Raw genomic sequence first — 17,328 nt, 5'->3', positions numbered from 1 at the left:
ACAGCGGTGCGGGGCGTGCGTCTCCCCGCGAGGCCGGCAGACCGCGCGTTCCGCCGTCCGTCTCCGGTCTCACCGCGGGGCCCCCGCCGCGGCCCACGGGGCGAAGGCGTTGTCCACCGACCGCAGGGACGCTCGCAGCCCCGGGAAGTGCCGTAGCAACACGCTGGTCATGGTGTTGTTCTCGATCCAGTCCAGGCCGGTCCGGGTGTACACCTGCGGCGTGTAGTCCTCGGTGAGGAACCGGTCGCTGTTGAGGCGGCGGGAGGCCATCAGGACGAAGACGCGGAAGGCCGTGTCGCTGAACGCGAAGCCCTGTGGGCGGGGTTCGGCGAACATGCCCACCGTGAGGTCGACGCGCTCGATGTCCCCGTCGTAGACCCGGCGCAGTTCCTCGGCCCAGACGGGGTTGTCCGTGAGGGTGTCGAAGTCCTGGGCAGGGCGGAGGTGGAGCTGGCGCCTGAACTCGTTGTAGCGGGGCACACCCACTTCACGCGAGCGCAGGATGTCGACGGCCCCGAGGTCCATGAGCTTGCCGTCGGGCCGTTGGAACTCCTGGAGGAACCGGGGGTAGTTGTGCAGGGTCACCAGTCCCGGGTGCGAGGTGCCGAAGGAATAGAGCAGGTCGCTCAGGGTGTGCTTGCCGAGGATGTCGTAGGCGTGCCATCCCGTCAGTTCCCGGAAGGTGGCCTCCTGGAGGAGCGAGTCGTCGGCGGCCGACCGGAAGCTCCAGTCGTCCGGGATGAGGGGGTGCATACGGTAGACGGCGACGAACTCCTCCGTGAGCGAGTACGGGACGCCGAAGTGGTCCGTGCGCCCGCCCACGATGCCGCTGAGCACCTCGCTGCCGCTGACCCTGCCGAGCAGCCTGTGCAGGCGCTCGCCCAGCAGGCCGTACCAGTTGGTGTGCAGGGCGGTGACGGTCGTCGGGTGGCTGAGGACGGCGGGGGTCCATTCCACGGTGTGGATCTTGGCGAGGAGCGCCGCCGTGATCAGCCGTGCCCGTTGGAAGAGCTCCTCATCGGACCACGTCGGGTAGGCGTCGTGCAACGCGTCGCAGATCGCGTTGTGTTCGAGCAGGAAGACCAGGTGCATCATGGCCAGTCCCACCCAGAAGCCCGGAATCGCCGCCGGGTCCTTGTCCGGGTCGTCCGGGAACAGCGGGCCGTCGGGGACCCGGAGCCTGCCGCCTTCGCCGGTGCGCAGCGACCGCTGCTCGTCCAGGTTGTTCCCGTACAGTTGGGACGCGTCCCACCAGGGCGAGTTATCGTTGAGATAGGTCGGCGGCAGACCGTCGTGCCCGTCGGGGCGGGTGGGGTCCGGGATGGTCCGCGGGATGAGCATCGGTGGTGTCGGCCACGGGTCGTCGTCGGTCAGGTCGATGTGCCAGGGGCGGTCCATGGTGCCCTGCCCGTGACTGACCCAGTCCCTGACCATGAACTGGAGCCAGGCGGCGACCAGGGCGTTGACGGACTCCGCCGGGACGAACTCGTGCCGGGTGAGCAGGGCCCGGCTCACCTCGCGGGGGCTCGGGGAGAGAAGGCGGGGCTCGGGTTCGGGAAAGGCCTGCTCCGGCGGCACGTTCCGGCCGAAGCGCGAACGGGACATGCCCATGCGGGGGTCGGCCAGGTCGTTGTAGGTGCCGTCGGCCGTGCGCCCCGTGAGGTTCTGCACGTTCGGGGGGCCGACCTCCGGCAGGTCGCGCGACGGGTAGGAGCCGGTGTCGAAGAGGTTCTTGCGGCGCAGGTTGTCCCGCAGGCCGACGAGGGTCAGCAGACCGAGGGGTTTGGGCAGGCGCTGCCAGCCGACCTTGTGGTCGACGGCGACCGCCAGCCGGTCGTGCAGCTGCACGAACCAGGGGGCCCGGCCTTGTGGTGCTGTGCTCATGAGGGGATTCCTTCCGGCGTCCCATCCCGGGAGGCCCGGCGCGGCGGCTACGGCGTCAGCGGACGTCCGGCAGCCGGCACGGCCACCCCCGGGCGACGAGGGTCAGGGCGACGTTGACCGTCGAGATCGCCGTGGCCGCGGCGGCCATGCGGCGCGGGAGCAGGCCCTCGCGGCCGGCGCAGGCGGCTGCCAGGGCGTCACTCGCGTGGATGAGCGTGCCGGTCCGCAGCTCCCGGTCGAGTTCGTCCGCGTCCGCGGGGAACAGCAGTCGGGCTCCGATGACAACGGTGCGCACGCCGAACATGCGAAGCACGTAGACCAGGGCGGGCTGTCCGGGGTCCGCGCCCAGACGGCGGGCCATCACTTGCGGGGTCACCAGCGCCGCTGCGCCGTTCACCAGTCGGATGACGGCCAGAGAACCGCGCGCGGCTGTCCGCACGTCCATCTCAGCGTCCCTTCCAGGCGGGCATCCAGAGGATGTTCACGCCCTGGTTCCTACGATATGGGATGCGGTCCCGATGCGCCCGTCGGGGTCGCGGGGCGGCCGCCGGCCTGTCATCCCTCCTCTCCGGGCTCCTGGTGCGGCGTGCCGTTCATGGTCTGTCTGAGCCGCGCGAGCCGCAGATAGATCGTGCGGCGGGCACGGTTCTGGTTGCCGAGCGGCCGGTGTTCGGGCACGGCGTGCCAGGGGTTGAAGGACAGCCGGTCGGCACGGGCGAACTGGTCCGCCGCATCGCACTCCTGCCGGAACAGGCGCAGGGTGGCCACCGGCACGAACGGCGAGAGGCGTTCGGGCCACACCACGGACGCGTTCTCGACCGGCATCCGGTGGGCGTCCGTCTGCACCTGGACGAGGAAGTCGAAGTAGACGTCGCCTTGTCGCAGTGCGGTGGCCAGGGCCTGCCGCAGGTAGTCGTCGGGCGGGTGAAAGGGCACCCGGCTGCGGGTCCGCTCGCGGGGCACGATGGAGTACTGCATGGCCTGGCCCGCCCCGAGGAGGTACGGTGCGCAGCTCCAGTAGCGGGCCTCCAGCGGGCTGGTCTGGGTCTTCGCGTACAGCCCCTGCATGATCATGTCGCAGAGGTGCGGGTGCGCGGGGTCGAGGAAGTACAGGACCGGGGTGCCCGCGAAGACGTGCCGTTGGAGCCTGAGGTTCTCGACGACGTCGGGCGTGGTGAAGGTCGGCGCGCTGATGCCGGTGAAGTCCTGGGTCCACCGCTCGTCGTCGAGCAGCTTCTCGCCGCCGACGCCGAGGAGTTTGACGCCGATGCTGAGGATCCCGTTGTCCTTGATGTCGGGCGGCGCGAGGGGGCCGGGACCCGCGAAGCGGACCCAGGCGCGGTAGGTGGCGGGGGTGCGGAACACACCGTGCCGCAGCCGTGTGGGCAGGTCGTCGCGGACGGTGAAGTCCGCGTGGACGACCCCGTAGGTCTTGGTGTTGCCGGCCCGTTGGGCCTGGCCCGGCCGGTACTGGCGCCGGACGAAGCGGGTCATCTGCTGTGCGATGGCCTCGGCGAGAGCCGCCTCGCCCGGCACGGCCCGCTCTTCGGCGAGGCCCAGGCGCTCGTCCCGGCGGCGCACGTTGACGCACCACTGCACGGCGGCCTGGAGGGGACGCAGGAGGGTCCGGTCGAACAGCGGGCGCAGGTAGGGGTCGATGCGCCGCTCCAGCAGGACGCATCCCAGGAGCGCGTCGTTGAGTCGCCGCCCGGCGTTCACCGCCGTCCACCCCCGGGTACGGCCGTGCAGAGGTAGTGCAGCGCCTTCAGGCCCGGGAGGAAGAAGTAGGCGCCGCCCTGAACGGTGACGAACTGCGGGAGGCCGAGGTGACGGGTGCGGAACGGCCTGGCCTGCTCGGTGAATGTGGCACGGCGTTCCTGGCGCGGCGCGAGGATCGGGTCGGGGCCGTCGTGGAGCCCGTTGAAGTTCGGGTTGTCGAGCCAGGTGTGCTGGATGAACTCGAACTGGCGGGAAATGTTGGCGTTCAGTCCGACGAAGTGCAGTCCGCGTGCGTCCGGGCCGTCGTCCGTGCCGTCGGGACCGTAGGGCCGGCCGCGGCGGAGCAGCCGGTGGCGGCGTCCGACGGCGACCGAATCGGCGGAACCCGGGCGGGGATCGAGGGAGTCACGGGGGTTGGCCCGGCGGATGTGGGCGCCGAGCGGACAGCGCAGACCGGCCGGGTCCGTGGCGTGGTAGCCGAAGCCGTTGTCCGTCGCCAGTGCGGGGTCGTCGTGGTCGGGCGCCCGGACCAGAGGTGCGCCGCCGGGCCAGCGACCCACCATGCGCGCGGCGAGTGCCTCCTGTGCGGCGGGGTCGCTGCTGCCGTCGGGGCGCCGTGTCTCCGCGTCGAGGTAGTCCCGGAATGCCTCGACGTCCTGGCGGAGCTGCCGGAAGACCAGGTAGCTGCCGTTGCGCCCGATGTCGGCGCCGCCCTCGGGCGTGCGGGGCAGCACGCCGAGGGGGTCGTAGCGGGGCGGCAGCAGCGGGCGGTCCGTCAGCAGCCCGTACTCGTTGGGGTAACCGAGGACGAACTCCCCCGCCCTGACCACCTGCTCACCGTCCGTGTCACCGACGGGGGCCGCCGCCATGGCCTTGGGCAGGCCCTCGACGAGGGGCTGGGAGATGCCGTCACGGAAGCCGAAGGGTTCACGGCCGGTCAGCTCGTCGGTGCCCAGCCGTACGGTCTCGGTGAACGCGCCGGGGGCCAGGACCTCCCGGCGTGTCTCGTCCTCCAGTTGCCGCAGTCCCTGCCCGTCGCGCGCGTAGAGCATCACCAGGACGTGCACGGGCGGACCGGCCGGGCCACCCCACTGCCAGTGCCGGGGGGCGTTCTCCCCGACGTCCCCGAGGAAGCGGCTGCGGTCGGGATCGGTCATGCCTACGACGAACTCGTACGGGAACCGGTCCAGTTCGGGTGTCTCCAGTCCCAGGCGCCGCAGACCGTCCGAGGTGAGGGCCACGTTGACCGCGGTGTCCGAGGGGTCGGAGAGGCCGTTCGTCACGCGGGACGCCAGCCGCCCCAGCGCGGCGCGGGCGGTGGCCGCCGGCCCGGCGGTGGCGAGCACCAGGAAGGAGGCCGACGTCAGGGTGCGGTAGCCGCGGGTGACCAGGCCCTGGATGTCGTCGAGTTCCAGTGGCGTCGTCATGGTGTCACCCTTCCTTCGGAGCCCTTCAGAACAGGGCGAGCCAGGCCTCCGTCTCGGCGGGGCCGAGGTGCCCGAAGAGGCCTGCCCGGATGCGGGCGTTGATGTCGAGGTCGTGCGCGGTCGAGGTGTCGTACGCGGAGTACCAGACCTGCGTCGGCACCTGGTGGCACCGCAGGTAGTTCTTGAAGGCCTGCTCGTCCCTGGCACCGTCCAGCAGGAGCCACCGCACCCGTGGATAGCCGAGGCCGTTGCTGAAGACGGCGTTGAGCCCCCAGGCCACCTTGTCGATGAAGTCGTCCATGTAGCTTTCGAGGCTGCCGTCGTAGTTGCTGGCGAAGATCACCCGCCGTTTCCCGTCGACGAACAGCCAGCGGGCGAAGTGGATCGTCTTGACCCCGGCGAGGTCACCCCGGTCGAAGATGTGGCGTACGCCGTAGTCCACGACGAACAGGACGGTGGTGAGCGTGATCCGCCGGAACGGTCCGGCCTTGACGGAGCCGACGGCGGTGAACGGGTTCTGCGCCACGAAATCCTCGCAGCCCGCGAGTTCGCGTATGCGGTCGTGGCTCGGACGGGCGTCGTCGGGGACGTCGCGGCGCTCGTGCCGCCTGAGCAGGACGGCCCAGACCGGCAGGGCGCCCGCGAGCAGCGGCAGCAGCACCAGGCCGGCGAGCGGGACACCGACCAGGTGGGCGGCCCGGCGGATCCGCCACCCGAGCGGGGACGGCGCGGGCCCGGTGCGGGCCCAGGCGAGGTCCTCGCGACCGCTGACGTGGTCCTGGACGGCGGCCCTGATCTCCACAGGACTCCGGTCGGCCAGGGCCGGTCCGTTCCGGTCGAGGAATTCCTCGATCACCTCGCGCAGCAGGGCCTCCTGCTCGATCTGCTGCCGCCCCCTGCCGACGGTGTTGACGTAGAAGGCGGCGCAGGGCACCACATGGGAACGCAGCCAGTCGATGCGCGCCGCGTCCGGGGAGCCGTCCGCCGGATATCCGGCGCAGTGCCCGAACACGCGGTCCAGGCCGTCTCCCGCCTTGCGGACGAGATCGGTGAGGTGCGCCTCCACGGGCCCGTCCACCTCGCTCATGTACACGACGCTGGGCGGCATGTCCGCTGTGGCGCCGCCGGGTCCCTCGGGAACGAGGACGACGCGTGCGAAGTGGATGCCCGGTATTTCGGCGAAGGGGAACAACTCCCCTGCCGTACTCTTCGGGCCGGCCTCGTGCAGCACTTCCCGCACCTCGGCGACCCGGTCCGGCGGCAGGGCGGCCTGGACGGTGACCGCCGTCTGATACGGCATCTTCAAGCACCTCCGCCTCCGCTCAGGACTTCAGGTCCGCGCGTCCCCGAACGTCAGGCTGAAATCCAGGACTTTGCGCCGCCCCCAGTAGACGTTGCCGAGGTAGACCCCCTGCCCGACGCTGCGGATCTCGTCCCGGATCCAGTGGGCCACGAGCGAGGTGCGCGAGTAGTCGAGGACGATGCAGGCGCCCTGGTCCGACCAGCTCTGGTCCCGGTAGACCCGCGCCCGCACCGCCCGGATCCCGAACGGCGAGACGAGATTGCGCAGTCCACGGCCGTCGGGGTCGAAGACTTTGCCCTGCCACGCGAGACGGCGTGCCAGCACGGCGGCCAGGGCGTTCATCTTCGGGTCGAGTCCCAGGAGTACCGTCCCCAGGCCCTTTCCCCGGGGTATCTCCCCGGGTGGGGAGTAACGGAACAACCGGTCGAGCTCGGGCCGCGACATGTCCAGCAGCCGGTTCGTGCGAATGTCGGTGGCGTGGCTCATCGTGCACCTCCATGAGCCCACTGCCGCGGGCACGTGTCTTTCGTGCACCGTCGCTACGGCCATCCTATTTCCGCTCGCCCGCCCTCGGCATCCCGACGGCCCTGCGATTCGACAGCCGCGGGGGGCACGCGCACGATGAGTGTGAGGGTCGGGCCCGCCAAAGATGGCTGAATCGTGAACTAGCCATCAGGCCTGTCCAGGCGTTTCCTCGGAACACGCCTCCTCGTCCGACGAGCGGCGGCGGTCGGACGAACGCCGACGACGCCGACATCACTGACGGGTGATCAGGTGTGCATACGCGTGGGATCCGCACGGCCGGAAGGCCGCGGGGCTCCTCGACATCGCTCCACCGACCGCGTTCCCCCTGCGGGCACAACGGGTGATGCGTTCGGCGTGGAACGCCGGACGCACCACGGCAAGCCGTTCACTGGGAGGCGTGATCAGGCTTGAAACAGCGCTCGCCGGCCTGGGCGGCGCCCTTGGCGGAGGATTTCTGGGAGCGGCGGCTCACTTCGTGATCAGAACCTTGGGACAGCGGCACCGAGACGAGAAGTCGGGACTTCAAGCGCAGCGACAAGCGGTCCACGAGCAGTTCACGCGCGTGTGTGCGACGAGGGACTGGGTGGCCGGGCTACCGCAGTCGGTCCGCGCGTCGGACTCGACCGAGCATCGGCGCCGGATCCAGGAGGAAGCCGTCAGGCACAGCGACGAGTGTCACATGGTCTGGGACATCGCCTGGAAGGACATCGACAGTGACGAGGTTCGCTCGGCCATGGCCGGCCTCGACCAGGAGGTCACCACCGTCTTGGGCCAGGTGGCGGAGGGGGAGTTCGCCCCGGACCTGAACCGGCTTCAGTGGTGTCTCGACGACCTGACAGCCGCTGCGAAGCACCGACTCACCACCCGCCTCAGCCCACGGACTTCCCCACTGACGCACCTTCGCGAGGAGCGGCGAGACCAGACGCCGCCATGAGCACCGTTTCGTTCGACGCCGCGGGAACACTCTGGTGGCGAGGAGGAACGTCGTCCGCGGCCCCGACGATCACGAGTGGTGGTGAGCAGCATGGCCGTACCGGGCAGGAACGGACCGGCGCCGGCCCCCTCGCATGCCGACCCCCGGGGGGATCCGTTTCTCCGGACGCAGTTCGCCGTACCGACGCGTTCCGTGACGTTCCTGCGGCGCGACCGGCTGGTCGTTCACCTCGACGAGGCCCTGCTGACGCCGTTGACGGTGGTCCACGGATCCGCGGGGGCGGGAAAGACGCTGCTGACCGCTGACTGGGCCTCGGCCCAGGACGGTCCCGTCGCCTGGCTCACCGCCCAGGTGGCGGACAGGGGAGGCGGCACCTTCTGGGCGTACCTCCTGAAGGCCCTGCACCTCGCCGGCGTGCCACCGTCCGCCGACGTCGGTTTCCCCGCCGAAGCCGGCCGCGCGGACGACAGGCTGCTCACGCGGCTCGCGGCCGAGCTGAGCGCCCGCAAGGCCCCGGTGACCCTGATCATCGACGAATACGATCGCGTGACCGACCCGGAGATCGCGGACCAGCTCGACTTCGTCCTCCAGCAGGCCGGCAGCGGCATGCACCTGGTTCTCGTCACGCGCACCGAGCCCCTCCTCCCGCTGCACCGCTACCGGGCGGCCGGCACCGTCACGGAGATCAGGGGCGCCGAGCTGGCCTTCACCCCCGACGAAGCAGCCGAGCTCCTGGCGCTGCACGGCCTGCGTCTCCCGGCCGGCGACGTGGGCGCGCTGGTGGAGCGGACCCGGGGCTGGGCAGCCGGGCTGCGGCTGTGCGCGCTGGCCGCGCGGGGAGAGACGGACCAGCGGACGTATCTGAAGGAGTTCGAGGCCGACCGCACCACGATCGCCGACTTCCTGCTGGCCGAGGTGCTCAAGCGGCAGACGCCCCAGACGCAGGACCTGCTGCTGCGGGTCAGTGTCCTCGATCGCTTCAGCCCCGATCTCGCCAACGCCCTCACCGGGCGCACCGACGCCGAACGCGTCCTGACCGATCTGCACCGCCAGAACGCCTTCGTCGAGTACCTCGGGCGCGGCTGGTTCCGTCTCCATCCGCTGTTCGGGGAGATCCTCCGTGCCCACCTCCGGGTACGTTCCCCGGGGCTGGAAGCCGAACTGCATCGCCGCGCGGCGCACTGGCTGCGGCGCTCGGGGTCACTCGGCGAGACGCTCGGCCACGCAGCCGCTGCGCAGGACTGGGAGACCGCCGCCGGTGCCCTCATCGGCGATCTCGCCATCGGGGAGGTCTTCACCGGCCTCCACCGCGATGATCTGTCCCGGCTGATCTCGTGCATGGGACCCGAGCCCACCAGTCCGGCCACGGACCTCGTCCGCGCGGCCCGCGATCTGTCCCGTTGCGACGTCGAGCGCGGTTCTTCCCGCCTGCGACGGGCGGCACGGGCCCTGGAGCCGCGGAACGGACCGTCCGAGAGCGATCCGGCCGACCTGGCCGCGGCCCGGCTGAGCTGGGCCTTCCTGGAAGCTCTGGCGGCGCGTCTGGCGGGCGCGCCGGGACGGGCGGAAGCGGCGGCACGGACCGCGGAGGAGCTCCGGCGCGAAGTGCCCGGCGGGCTTCTCGAGGCGCACCCCGAGCTGATCGCGCTCCTGCTGACCCACCTCGGCTCGGCACGCTTGTGGGCGGGCCGGATCCGGGATGCCCAGGCGGCCCTGACCACGGTGGTCGACTCCGGCCGGGCGGGGGCACCGGCGCAGGCACGTCAGGAGTGCCTCGGCCACCTGGCCCTGATCGACTACCTGAAGGGCCGGCCGGGCAGAGCCGAGCGCAAGGCGTCGGCCGCCGTCACCGAGGCGGACCGGGCCTGCCCGCTTTCGGCGCCCGGGCCGGAGCTGGCATCACTGGTCCTGGCCGCGGTGGCGGTCGAACGCCACGAGCTGGACCGGGCCCAGGTGCTCCTCGACGCCGCGGTGGACACGCGGTGCCCGCCGCGTGACCCGGTGACGCAAGCGGCGCGGGCGATCGTCACCGGGCGGGTCCTGCTGGCCCGCGGGGACACACAGGCCGCGCTCGAAGCGGCGGACCTGGCCGTCGTGGCCGACGTGCCGTGCCCCTGGGCCGAAGCGCACACGGCGTCCGTGGCCGCCGCCGCTCACCTCGCCGAGGGGCGTCCGGAGATGGCCGTCAAGCTGCTGGAGGAAGCGCCCGGCGGCGAACCGGTCTGCCTCGTGGGAGCCGCGCAGGCAGAGCTGGCCGCGGGCAGACCCGGAGCTGCGGCCGAACTGCTCGACGGAGTGCGGCCGCACGGCGACCTCGGCCCCGCCGTCACCGTACGGGCCACACTGCTCAGAGCCCGGCTGGCAGGCGAGGGCGGAGACTACGCCGCCCAGCGCGGGCTCGTCTCCCGGGCGCTGCGGGACGCCCGACGCGAGCGGCTGCGACGCCCCTTCGTGGAAGCCGCGCCGTGGCTGCGCAGTGTGCCGTTGGACGCACTGGCCGACGGTTGGCTGCCCTCCGGTCCCGCTAGTCCCGGGGACCCGGCGCGGACCGGCGATCGGCCGGTGCTTCCTGTCGTCGAGCAGCTCAGCGGGCGCGAACGCGACGTCCTGTGCCGACTGGCGCAGTTGATGTCGACGGAGGAGATCGCCGCCGACCTGTATGTGTCGGTCAACACGGTCAAGACCCATCTCAAGAGCGCCTACCGGAAACTCGCCGTGAACCGGCGTCACGACGCGGTGCGCCGCGCGCGGGAACTGGGGCTCCTGTGACGGAACGCTTCGCGGTGTCTGCGCGGCAGGCGGTGTCACCTCCCACGGGTGAAGCGGTGCCGTGACCGGGGCCGGAGGATCGTACGGAGGGACCATGCAGGCCCGTGGGGAACGTGGGGAAGAGCGGCTCATGCGCTACGAGATTCGCGTCGACGGACGGATGACCGACACGCTGGTCAAGGCGTTCCCCGAGCTGGACCACGTCCTGATGGCCGGTCAGACCATCCTCTTCGGAGCGGTCGTCGACGAGGCACACCTGTACGGGCTGCTCGCGCGCTGCCAGTCCTTGGGGTTGCGGGTGCTGGAGTTGCGCCAGACGCCGTCGTGATCCGGGCACCGCTCCGGCGGCCTGCCCCCTCCCGGCCGCTCCGCCGCCCCGGCGCCGGGAAGCCTCACTCCGGGGTGTCCCGCCCCCGGCGTCGAAGGCCGGCGCGGACCGCGGCCCCGAGCACCCGTACGGCCAGACCCACGAGCAGGACACTGCACACCATCTGGCACATCACCAGCACCCTGCCCGTCTGGGAGATCGCGAGGACGTCACCGAAGCCGACGGTGGTGAACGTGGTGAGCGTGAAGTACAACGCGTCGGTTCTGCTCAGGTGCTCGTTGAAGGATCCGGGTACAGCGCGTTCGAGCAGGTAGTAGCCGCTCGCGAAGAGCACCAGGTACAGGGCTACGGTGGCGGCCACGGCCTCGAGGGCCTTCAGCCTCGGCGAGGGCGAGCGCCTGATGAGCCACACCTCCCAGCCGAAGAAGAGGCCGACCGCCAGCAGCCCACCGACGAGGGCCAGCGCGGTGACGTCCTCGCCGTGCCAGTCCAGCGGCAACAGGTAGTACGCGGTGACGAGGCCGACCGCCACGCTGGCCGAGCGGACGACGGAGGCGGCCGTCGCCAAGGGACCCGGCCGGCCGCGACGCGCCGTCCGCTCCGGCCGGGCCTGTCGCTTCCCCGCAGCCGCTGGATCGGTCATCTCGTGCCTCTTCATCCGGTCCGCCCAGGCCGACCGCCGGCCCTCGGTACCCACCTCACCGTCCTGGTCCGCGGCGCGGATCACCCGCCAGGGGTGACGCCCACGGCGACCGTCGGCGGCACGCCGGCCCGGTGAGGTGCCCCGCACACGGTCCCAAGGGCCGTCCGAAGAGGGGGACCCCGATCGCCTGAGGAGAAGCCGTGACCGAGTCCCGTGGTCACACCTCGCACGCCGGATCGCGGCGGCTTCCCGGCGGGGCCCCTCCCGTCCGGGCCGTCGACCGGCGCTCGCGCCGACGGAGCTCAGCCGCTCCCGGACGGGGACCGGACGTTCACCCGCCCCGGGTGAGGTGGCCGCGGTCCCGCCCCGTCCACGCTGAGGGGCGTACGCGACGACCACCGGGTGCGGACCCGGAGCGGAGGAGGAGACATGAGCGCGCACACCTATCTCGCCTACGACTATCCGGCGCTGAGTGTCTTCTGGTCCATGCTGGTGTTCTTCGTGTGGATCATGTGGTTCATCCTTCTCTTCCGGGTCGTGACCGACATCTTCCGTGACGACGACCTGGGTGGCTGGGGCAAGGCCGGCTGGCTCGTGTTCGTCGTCGTCCTGCCCTTCCTGGGCGTCTTCGTCTACCTGATCGCCCGCGGCAGGCACATGGGTCACCGGGAGGCGGAGCAGGCCCGTGCGCGACAGCAGGCCGTCGACGACTACATCCGCCGGGCCGCCTGGGCGGACGCACCCCCGAGCAGCGCCGACGAACTCGCGAAACTGTCCGAGATGCGCACGCACGGAGACATCACCGACGACGAGTTCCGGCGGGCGAAGGAACTGGTCCTCGCCGGCGGCGGGCCGTCCCGGCGTACGGACGCGGCATCCTCCGCCCCGCCGCACTGAACCACAGCGCGCAGTACGGAAACGAGGCCGACCGGGGGCCGCGCGCCGGGGCGGGGCGAGGATCGCGGTGAGGACGATGATCGTAACGATGGTGTCGATGCCGGAGGGGGCCGCCACGCGCCTCTCCGTGGCGGAGGCGCGTCAGCGGCTCGCCCTGGACCGTTTCCTGCTCCTCGACGTGGAACTGCCCGACCAGGAGAGCCCGGCGGACCAGCCACTGGCCCACCGGCTCGGGCTGGACGGCGAGGAGCTGACCTGGTTCGGCAGACAGGGCGAGTCCGCGCGGGCCGAATTTCTGGGCGACATCGCCGGCTTCGTCGTACCGCTGGTGCACGACGAGCGGGTGACCCAGCTGCACGTCGTGGCCGGGGAACGCTTCCTGGTCCTCTGCCACCGGGGCCGGGCCGTCCTGGCGGCGGACATCACGACGCACCTTCGGCGGGAGAAGCCCCACGACGCCGTCTCCACGCTGTTCCTGATGCTCCAGGAGGCGCTGGCGACGTATCGTCGTGCCGCGGTGCGCGCGCTGCTCCAGGTGGAAGAGCTGGAGGACGACATGTTCGAGCAGCGGCGCCCCGAGCAGATCTACCGTCTGTCCCAGTTGCGCCGTCGTGCCGCCGTCCTGCACCACTCGCTGCTGCCGTTCTTGCAGGTGGTCGAAGAGATGATCACCCGCAGGATGATGAGCCGCGACTTCCCGGTGGAGCGTCAGCGGCTCGCCCAGGAGTTCCAGCGCGCTGCACGGCTGGTCCTCGCGGACATCGAGTCCCTCCAGGAGGCCACCCGCCGGGCCTTCGCCAGTTACGGGTCCCTGGTCGCGGACGAACAGAACGGTGTGATCAACCGGTTGACCATCGTGTCGGTGATCTTCCTGCCGCTGTCCTTCCTGACCGGCTTCTTCGGCATGAACTTCGAGTTCCTGACCAACCGGTTGGAGAGCAGGGCGGTCTTCTGGCTGCTGGCCATAGGACTTCAGGCGGTCGTCCTGCTCGCCGCGCTCTACGTACTGCACCGCACCCGACTGTGGCGGAGACTGCGTGACCAGGCCTAGCCGGGCAGCATGGCCTCGGCCTGGGGAGACTGCCGACCGGGCATGTCGGCGACCACGTCGTACCGGTCGGCATGCGCGAGCGCGCCGCCCTCTACCGGACACCCACGGCGGCTGGTCCTGATGGACGTCCGGATGCCGGGCATCGACTGCATCGGGGCCGCCGCCGCATCGCCGGGTCCGGTGGCCGCTCCCGCGTCCTGGTCCTGACCGCCTTCGCGCGCCGGAGCCGGAGGAACTCGTCGCGGCGACGACGCCACTCGCCGACCTCACCGAGCGCGAACGCCACGTACTCACCGCCGTCGCCGCCGACTGGACCAACGCCGAGATCGCCGAACGGCTCCACCGCGCCGATCCCACCGTCGCGTCCCCCCACTGGCCACAACCTCGCCAAGATCGAGGCGCGCGACCGCGTCCAGGCGTGCTCTTCGCCTACGGCACCGGACTCCTGCTCCGGCAGGAAGCCGCGCCGCGTGCCTGGTACTGGCTTTCCTAGGGAGCCATGCCCAGGAAAAGCCCTCCCTGTATGCCAGGGCGCTCCGTCACGACGATGGATTCCGCAAGGCGGCTTCGCCACATGAAGGCGCCCCGCCACACACCTGTCCATGCCGCGGCGAACCGCGCGTCCCACGGAGATGGCAAGCCTCATGAACGCCACCGACAAGCCGGCCGTCCTCCAGCCCCCAAGGGCCCGGCACCGCACCGCCCACCACGGCCGGACGTACCGTCCCTGGCACTTCCGCACCGTGGTCGGCGTGGTGTTCGTCGTCATGGCCGCCAGCAGCGCGCCGTCTCCGCTGTACGGGCTCTACCAGCAGCGATGGCACTTCGGCACGGCCACCTCGACGGTCGTGTACGCCTGCTACGCCCTCGGTGCGATCCTGACCCTGCTCCTCGCCGGGGGCCTGGCCGAGCACCTGGGGACGCAACGCACGATCGTGGGGGCGCTGGCCACCGCCGTCGTCAGCTTCCTCGTGTTCCTCGTGGCCACCGGGGCCTGGGCCCTGTGCCTGGCCCGCCTGGTCCAGGGCGTCGCGGTCGGCTTGCTGACCAGCGGCGCGGGCTCGGCACTGGCCGACCTGCACCGGGACCGCAGTCACCGGGCCGCGTCGGCCGCCAACAGCGCGGCGACCTCCACAGGCATCGCGCTGGGCGCGGTCTTCTCCGGCCTCGCCGTGCGGTTCGCTCCCGCGCCGCTGGTCACCCCGTTCGTCGTGCTGACCGTCCTGTCCATCGGCGGGCTGCTCCTGGTGCGGTCGATCCCCGCCTGGCAGGCCGTGCCGGACCGGCTCGGACCCTGGCGTCCCCGGGTGCTGCGGCTGGGGGCGGAGCCTCGCGGGACCCTGCTGCGGGTCGCCCCCATGGTGACGGCCGGCTGGGCGGTCGTGGGCCTGTATCTGGCACTGGGCGTCGACCTGGTCGCCGGCCTGCTGCACACCACCGACAGGGCACTGTCCTCGCTGGTGATCCTCGTGGTGCAGGGCTGCGGCGGCGTCGCTCCGATGGTGCTGCGCAGGCTCGGCGACCGGGCGGCGTCGGTGACGGGGTGCGCGCTGCTGGTGGCCGGGGTCGGGGTGTCCGTGATCGGGTTCGACACGGCTCACGCCGTGCTGTTCTTCGTCGGCGCGGCGATCACCGGCGCGGGGTTCGGCCTGTCGTTCATGGGGTCCACCAGCACCGTGACGGCGGTGGTGGTCGCCGGGGGCCATCCGCAGCTCCTGCCGGGGTTCTTCGCCCTGGCCTACCTGGCGGTGAGTGTGCCGGTGGTCGCCCTGGGCACCGCCGCGTCCCGGTTCGGCCTCGCCGCCGCCTTCTCGTGGTTCGGGTTGCTGGTGGTCCTGCTCGCCGTGCCGGCGGGCGCTCTCGCCGCCCGCCGGGACCGGCCCGGATCCCGCTCGGCAATTCGCTCCGTCTGACCCGTTTTCCTACCATCGAACGAATGAAAGGCAGTGGCATGACCACTTGGTTCATCACTGGCGCGTCCCGCGGTTTCGGCCTGGAGATCGCACGTCAGGCACTTGAGCGGGGCGACAAGGTCGTGGCGACGGCCCGCAGGCCCCAGGACGTCCGGGACGCGCTCTCCCGGTACGGGGACAGCCTGCTCGCCGTCGCCCTGGACGTCACCGACGAGGCACAGGCCCGCGAAGCCGTCGGGGCAGCCGTCGAGAGGTTCGGGACCATCGACGTCCTGGTCAACAACGCCGGACGCGGCGTGCTGGGCGCGGTGGAGGAGACCTCCGACGCCGCGTTCCGCTCGGTCTACGACACCAACGTCTTCGGTCTGGCCAACGTCACCCGCGCCGTACTGCCGGTCATGCGCCGGCAGAGGTCGGGCCGCATCCTCAACCTGAGTTCCGTCGGGGGTTTCGAGAGCGTGGCGGGTTTCGGCGTCTACTGCTCCACCAAGTTCGCCGTGGAAGGCCTGTCCGAGGCGATGCGCGCCGAACTGGCACCGCTGGGCATCCAGGTCACGATCGTCGAGCCGGGATATTTCCGCACCGACTTCCTCGACGCCACGAGCCTGCTCACGGAGGGCCAGGTCATCCCCGACTACGCCGGGACCGCCGGCGCCGTGCGGCAGGCCGTGCCCGGGCTCAACCACGCCCAGCCCGGTGACCCCGTCAAGGGCGCCGCGGCCGTCCTCGTCCTCGCGGACGCCGCCCACCCGCCGCTGCGCGCCCAGCTCGGAAGCGACTGCGCGGCGGCCATGGACCACAAGATCGCTCAGCTTCGCGAGGAGACCGACACCTGGCGGGAGCTGGCCCTGTCCACCGACCATGACGACGCGAAGGCCGCCGTCTGACCGGTCGCACGACCCGGCACGGCTCGTACGAGAAGGAGGCCGCCGTGACAGAGCTCGGTGCATACCTGCGCGCTTGCCGTGCCCGGGTCAGTGCGGAGCAAGTGGGGCTGCCCACGTCCGGGCACCGCCGGGTGCCGGGACTGCGGCGCGAGGAACTCGCCTCGCTGGCGGGCGTCAGCGTGGACTACGTCGTGAGGCTGGAACAGGGCCGTGCGAGGTCGGCCTCGCCGGCCATCCTCACGGCCCTGGCCAGGGCGCTGGAGCTCCGTCCCGACGAGGAGGAGTACCTGTTGAGGTGCGCGGCAGAGGCCGGTATGTCGGGCGGGCCGAAGCCGGCCGCGCCGAGGAGCCAGCAGGTGTCGCGGGCGACCCAGGTCCTCCTGGACAGCATGGTGAACGTCCCGGCGCTCGTGCTCGGCCGCCGTATGGACGTCCTGGCGTGGAACAGCCTGGGCGCGGCGCTGTTCACCGACTACTCCAGGCTGCCGGCCAAGCGCCGCAACCACATATGGCTCACCTTCCTCGACCCCGAGGTCCGCGGGCTGTACGCGCACTGGGAGAGAGTCGCCCAGGAGTGTGTGGCCTATCTCCGCATGGACGCCGGCCGCTACCCGAACGATCCCGAACTCGCCCGGCTCGTCGGGGAACTCTCCCTGAAGGACCCGGACTTCCGCCGATGGTGGTCCGACCACAGGGTCCGGTCCCAGCGTCACGGCCGCAAGGAGTTCGTCCACCCGATCGCCGGGGAGCTCAGCCTGGACTTCCAGGTGCTCGATGTGCGGGGCTCGACGGAGCAGAGTCTGCTCGTCTACACCGCGGAACCGCACTCGCCGACCGCGCAGGCCCTGACCTTCCTGACGGGCTGGGCCGCCACCGGGCTCCCGGCAGGGGCGGCGGACGCGGCGGCCCGGTCCAAGGACGAGCAGTCGCCGCGCCGATGACCGTGGGGGCGGCCCTTCTTCTCCGTCAATTCCGAAAGGAAAGGGATATTCCGCCCCAATTTTACAAAAGTAATAACCCGGACTAGTTTCGCACCAGCGACAACCTC

Annotated in this window: 15 protein-coding genes and 1 pseudogene; 9 read left to right on the top strand and 7 right to left on the bottom strand. The window is 71.3% G+C overall.

Going from position 1 to position 17,328, the window contains the following annotated elements:
* Positions 1-69: 69 nt before the first annotated feature.
* The 6 genes from OO52_RS01800 to OO52_RS01775 form a co-directional block, all read right to left on the bottom strand.
* Positions 70-1,884: a peroxidase family protein gene (locus OO52_RS01800; protein WP_030639726.1), complete on the bottom strand. Its 1,815-nt coding sequence runs from the start codon at positions 1,882-1,884 to the stop codon at positions 70-72.
* 55 nt (positions 1,885-1,939) lie between these two features.
* On the bottom strand, positions 1,940-2,329 hold the full coding sequence (locus OO52_RS01795; protein ID WP_030639728.1) for a hypothetical protein: 390 nt from the start codon (positions 2,327-2,329) through the stop codon (positions 1,940-1,942).
* 110 nt (positions 2,330-2,439) lie between these two features.
* The gene (locus OO52_RS01790; protein WP_030639730.1) at positions 2,440-3,603 is read right to left on the bottom strand and encodes a hypothetical protein; all 1,164 of its coding nucleotides are present in this window, start codon (positions 3,601-3,603) and stop codon (positions 2,440-2,442) included.
* Entirely contained in the window at positions 3,600-5,030 is a 1,431-nt protein-coding gene (locus OO52_RS01785) for a Dyp-type peroxidase (RefSeq protein WP_030639732.1), read from the bottom strand. Before OO52_RS01785 ends, OO52_RS01790 begins: the two co-directional genes overlap by 4 nt.
* Before the next feature lie 25 nt (positions 5,031-5,055).
* Positions 5,056-6,330, bottom strand: coding sequence for a hypothetical protein (locus OO52_RS01780; protein WP_030639734.1), 1,275 nt, complete (start codon positions 6,328-6,330; stop codon positions 5,056-5,058).
* 30 nt (positions 6,331-6,360) lie between these two features.
* Positions 6,361-6,819 carry a hypothetical protein gene (locus OO52_RS01775; RefSeq protein ID WP_030937997.1) on the bottom strand — a complete coding sequence of 153 codons (459 nt, stop codon included), beginning with the start codon at positions 6,817-6,819 and terminating at the stop codon, positions 6,361-6,363.
* Between the two features lie 436 nt (positions 6,820-7,255).
* Here OO52_RS01775 and OO52_RS01770 point away from each other — a divergent pair, with 436 nt between their 5' ends.
* The 3 genes from OO52_RS01770 to OO52_RS01760 all read left to right on the top strand — a co-directional run bounded on the left by OO52_RS01770 (position 7,256) and on the right by OO52_RS01760 (position 10,889).
* Positions 7,256-7,792, top strand: a complete 537-nt coding sequence (locus OO52_RS01770) for a hypothetical protein (protein ID WP_031027645.1) — start codon at positions 7,256-7,258, stop codon at positions 7,790-7,792.
* A gap of 90 nt (positions 7,793-7,882) precedes the next feature.
* Positions 7,883-10,561, top strand: a complete 2,679-nt coding sequence (locus OO52_RS01765) for a LuxR C-terminal-related transcriptional regulator (protein WP_030639739.1) — start codon at positions 7,883-7,885, stop codon at positions 10,559-10,561.
* 130 nt (positions 10,562-10,691) lie between these two features.
* Positions 10,692-10,889 (top strand): hypothetical protein, encoded by a 198-nt coding sequence (locus OO52_RS01760; protein WP_030639741.1) that lies wholly within the window; start codon positions 10,692-10,694, stop codon positions 10,887-10,889.
* Positions 10,890-10,953: 64 nt separating this feature from the next.
* Here the strand turns inward: OO52_RS01760 and OO52_RS01755 are convergent, their stop codons facing one another.
* On the bottom strand, positions 10,954-11,532 hold the full coding sequence (locus OO52_RS01755; RefSeq protein WP_078876959.1) for an ion channel: 579 nt from the start codon (positions 11,530-11,532) through the stop codon (positions 10,954-10,956).
* A gap of 429 nt (positions 11,533-11,961) precedes the next feature.
* Here OO52_RS01755 and OO52_RS01750 point away from each other — a divergent pair, with 429 nt between their 5' ends.
* The 6 genes and pseudogenes from OO52_RS01750 (at position 11,962) to OO52_RS01730 (ending at position 17,221) form a co-directional block, all read left to right on the top strand.
* The gene (locus OO52_RS01750; RefSeq protein ID WP_030639746.1) at positions 11,962-12,429 is read left to right on the top strand and encodes an SHOCT domain-containing protein; all 468 of its coding nucleotides are present in this window, start codon (positions 11,962-11,964) and stop codon (positions 12,427-12,429) included.
* Positions 12,430-12,505: 76 nt separating this feature from the next.
* Positions 12,506-13,480 (top strand): magnesium transporter CorA family protein, encoded by a 975-nt coding sequence (locus tag OO52_RS01745; protein ID WP_234339735.1) that lies wholly within the window; start codon positions 12,506-12,508, stop codon positions 13,478-13,480.
* 310 nt (positions 13,481-13,790) lie between these two features.
* A pseudogene (locus tag OO52_RS52400) lies at positions 13,791-13,973 on the top strand (hypothetical protein); the annotation flags it as partial.
* A 151-nt stretch (positions 13,974-14,124) separates the two neighbouring features.
* On the top strand, positions 14,125-15,393 hold the full coding sequence (locus tag OO52_RS01740; protein WP_030639750.1) for an MFS transporter: 1,269 nt from the start codon (positions 14,125-14,127) through the stop codon (positions 15,391-15,393).
* Between the two features lie 38 nt (positions 15,394-15,431).
* Positions 15,432-16,280, top strand: coding sequence for an oxidoreductase (locus tag OO52_RS01735; protein ID WP_030639752.1), 849 nt, complete (start codon positions 15,432-15,434; stop codon positions 16,278-16,280).
* Between the two features lie 44 nt (positions 16,281-16,324).
* On the top strand, positions 16,325-17,221 hold the full coding sequence (locus tag OO52_RS01730) for a helix-turn-helix domain-containing protein (protein ID WP_051816250.1): 897 nt from the start codon (positions 16,325-16,327) through the stop codon (positions 17,219-17,221).
* The last annotated feature ends 107 nt before the right edge of the window (positions 17,222-17,328 follow it).

Source organism: Streptomyces flaveolus (assembly GCF_000716535.1).
Lineage (GTDB): Bacteria > Actinomycetota > Actinomycetes > Streptomycetales > Streptomycetaceae > Streptomyces > Streptomyces flaveolus_A.
This window is presented reverse-complemented; position numbering and strand designations above follow the sequence as displayed.